Origin of the sequence: Streptomyces sp. NPDC016845 (assembly GCF_044332585.1) — a bacterium.
Taxonomy (GTDB): Bacteria; Actinomycetota; Actinomycetes; order Streptomycetales; family Streptomycetaceae; genus Streptomyces.
The window spans coordinates 1-3,533 of the sequence record NZ_JBIRPI010000065.1 but is presented as its reverse complement, the minus strand read 5'-3'; the positions used below and the strand labels follow the sequence as shown (position 1 = coordinate 3,533).

General features: G+C 70.7%; 3 protein-coding genes. All 3 read left to right on the top strand.

Annotated features, from left to right (window positions below; translation table 11 throughout):
• Positions 1-1,876 (top strand): DDE-type integrase/transposase/recombinase (locus ACH4RC_RS42380; RefSeq protein ID WP_398210471.1); only part of this gene is annotated, 1,876 nt, incomplete at its 5' end.
• Between the two features lie 749 nt (positions 1,877-2,625).
• Positions 2,626-3,186 (top strand): hypothetical protein, encoded by a 561-nt coding sequence (locus ACH4RC_RS42375; protein WP_398210469.1) that lies wholly within the window; start codon positions 2,626-2,628, stop codon positions 3,184-3,186.
• Between the two features lie 163 nt (positions 3,187-3,349).
• Positions 3,350-3,533: transposase (locus ACH4RC_RS42370; RefSeq protein WP_398210468.1), on the top strand; the 184-nt coding region annotated here is incomplete at its 3' end.

Sequence of the window (3,533 nt, the reverse complement as noted above, 5' to 3'; positions counted from 1 at the left end):
GCTGATGGCCGAGCTCAGCATCGAGGGCGTCATCCGCGGCCAACGACGCCGCACCACGGTCCCGGAAGCGGCCGCACCCCGGCCGCCGGACCTGGTCGACCGGGACTTCACGGCCTCGCGCCAGGTCCAGCTCTGGGTCGCCGACATGACCTATGTCCGTACCTGGTCGGGCTGGGCGTACGTGGCATTCGTCCTGGACGTGTTCTCCCGGATGATCGTCGGCTGGCAGGTCGCGCACCACATGCGGACCGAACTCCCGCTGGAAGCACTGGAGATGGTCTTGAGGAGACGGAGAATCAAGAAGGACTCCGGCCTCATCCACCACAGCGACCGCGGAGCGCAAAGACGGTGCAGTCGCTCAGAAGCGACCCTGCGCAATGCGTCACCGGGCCCACTGCGCAGCGGCCGGCTCTTCCTTACCGGGCGTCCGGGGGATCATGGTCGCGCATCAATCGGGAAAGACGCCGGGGGTAGGAGAAGCATGGTGGGGGTCTACGCGTCCGCGCTGGACGGAGTGGCGCGCAATCCGGCGCTGCCGACGCCGTTGCTGCTGCGCCTGCTCGCCTTCGACGGGGGCGGTGACGGTCCGCCCCATTCCGCCCTTCAGCGGGCCGGTCTTCCCGGGCCGGCCGTTGCGGTGATCCTGGCCCACCGGGACCCGCATGTCCGCATCGGCTTCGCGCAGTGCGCCACGGCGGAGGGTAAACAGCGGGCCCGGCTCGTGGACGATCCCTCTCCCAGGGTGCGGGCTGCTCTTGCGTACGGACCGGAGCCGTACCCGCGCACCAGGGTCGCGCCGCTCCCGGACGCTGTGTGTGTCCGCCTGCTCGAAGACCCGGCCCCTTCCGTCTGCACGGCACTGCTGGACTCGCCTCATCTGGCGCCGTCCTTTGTGGCCACGCTTGCCGCGCATCACCTTGCGGCAGGGCGCCGCAGAGCGGTGCATGCCTGGGAGATCCTGCCGCCGCACGAGCGGTCCGCGTTGCTGGCCGACCCCGACCCCGGGGTGCGGCGGGCCGCCGCGCTGCAGGAGTGCCGGCACGACGCACGCCTCACCGCCCAGCTCCTTCGCGACCCGGAATCCGCCGCCCAGGCGCTGCGCCGCGGGCTCCTGCTCCGTTTTGACGCCGAGCGGTGCATCGCCGAACGGACGCACCTGGCGGCCCTCGCCGAGAACCCGTCCTTGCCCGCCGATCTCGTGGAGCAACTGGCCGTCGACCCCGACGAGGCGGTACGGCTCGCCATCTCCGTGCGGCCCGAGCTGGACGAGACGCGGCGCATGGCGATCGACTTCACGGTCGCGGACATCATCGACAGGGGGGAGCGCGTGCAGTGGGTACGCGATGGGCGTGCCGATCCCGAGGTGCTGCGTCGGGCCGCGGCCTCCGCCCACCCGCTGCTTCAGCGCGCCGCCGCCCAGAGCCCCCACCTGCCGGCCGACCTGCTGCACCTCCTCGCGCGCGCCGAGGACCCGATGGTGGACACCCTTTTGGGCATCCACCACCCCGACACCCCGCAGGAGGTCCTGATGCGTGTCTACGCACGGCTGGGTGGGACGTTCTCCGCCTGGATGGCGGAGACACACCCCCGCTTTCCCCGCGAGGGCCTCGCCGCCCGCTACGCGGACCACCCGGACGGCAACTACCGCCGGCTGGCCGTCCGCGACCCGGCCGCCACGCCCGCGCTGATCGAACGGCTCAGCCATGACCCCGCTGTCTGGACGCGCCAGGCAGCGGCCGGTGACCCGCGCCTGCCGCTCCACCGGCTCCGCGAGGCACTCCATGTCCCCGAACTGGCCTCCAGCGCGGGTGCCAATCCGGCGCTCCCCGAGGACGAGATGGCGGCCGTCCTCAAGATGGCCGGCGTTCCTGCCTGAGCACTGATTCGACGCCGCATGAGCAGCCGCGGCGCCGACCGGCAAAACACCCGGCCCGTGCGGCAGCAGCAGAAAACGCGCACCACCTCGCGCACCACTCACCGCGACACCGAACGTGACGGAGACGTGATCTCCAGGGCCCGAAGTGGTGCGCCTTTCGGTGCACCCCGGCAGGTCAATTCCGACATGCACCCCAGATCCTCGGCGGCCATCCCGTACGCGGATCCCGGACGGACGGAGTGAGCAGTGAGCGGACCACAGCACGGATTCGGAGGATTGATCCAGCGCGGGCCGATGGCGATCGATGCGATCGGCGCGCATTGCACGACCGTGTGCACTCACGCGCTGCGCGACCGGCGTCTGTCCCGTCGGGCCCGCGCCCTCCTGGTCGAGCTGCTCAGCCACCGCGACGGCTACGGCATCTCCCTGGAGATGCTGCTGACCGCGGGTCCGGAGAAGAGGGATGCGCTGCGGGGGCGCTGCGGGAGCTGGAGCGGCACGGCTACCTGCTGCGGGAACGCGCACGCGACGCGAACGGCCGGCTCGGCGAGACGCGCTACTTCACCGACATGCCGGACGGGGTGAGCCTGCCCGGTCTGCCGGCGCAGCAGGACACGGCAACGGCTGAGGGGCGGACGGGGCGTTCTCGCACGTCAGAGCCTGAGTCGGATAATTCGTCCCTGGATGGCGGCTCACGAACGCCCAGGTCAGAACCTACGTCGGATTCGCCAACGTTGGCTGAGCCTACGTTGGAAAATCCGACGCATAAGAAGAACAAGTTCAAGAAGACCAACCAGCAGAACACCAATCCCCTCCTTTCCTCCGCGCCCGCTGCGCGTGAAAGCACGGAGGGGACGGACGTAACCGCGACCGCCCGTGGCGAAGCGACCCTGCTGTCGATCGCCCGTCACCATCCCGAGCTGCACGCCGCGTTGGCCACCGGCAGCACGCTTGCCGATCAGGCCCCGCTCGTCGGCCGCCTCCTGGCCGGCGGCGTCCCGCGCGAGCACATCCGTGAGGCCCTCGTGGGCCGCCCGTATCCGCCCCCGCAGGAACGTACCCACTCCCTGGCCGCGCTCGTCGCCGCCCGTCTGCAACAACTCGCCCTCCTGGCTGCCGCAGCCGATCACGCCCGCACCCCCCGGCAAGGCCCGCCCCCGCCTGCCGCGACCGCGAAGCCCGGACAGATGGTCGTCGACGTCGGGGTGCGCAAGCACGAGTGCGAGGGACGCGACGGCCTGTGCGGCGTTCCCGTCGAAGCTCTGGGCGAGCTGTGCGCCGGGTGCACTCGCCTCGGCTCCGAAAGCTGACGGCCGTGATCCACAATGGGCCGGGACCGACTACTGGGGAGGGGCTGTAGGGGGGTCACGTCCGTCCGGCGGCAGCGCTTGTTGCATGCCCGGCTGAGGTTCCCCCGGGATGCGGGAGATGCTGACAGTGGGTCAGATGGGACTCATGAGAGGAACATCGGCCATGGCTGCTCCCAGGAAGTACTCGCAGGAGTTGCGTGAGCGTGCAGTGCGGATGTATCGCACCACGGAGCCGAAGCCCCAGATCAAGATGCTGGCCGTCGACCTCGGCGTGCATCCCGAGGCCCTGCGCGGCTGGATCCGCCAGGCCGAGGCCGACGCCGGCGAGCGCGACGACCGGCTCACCA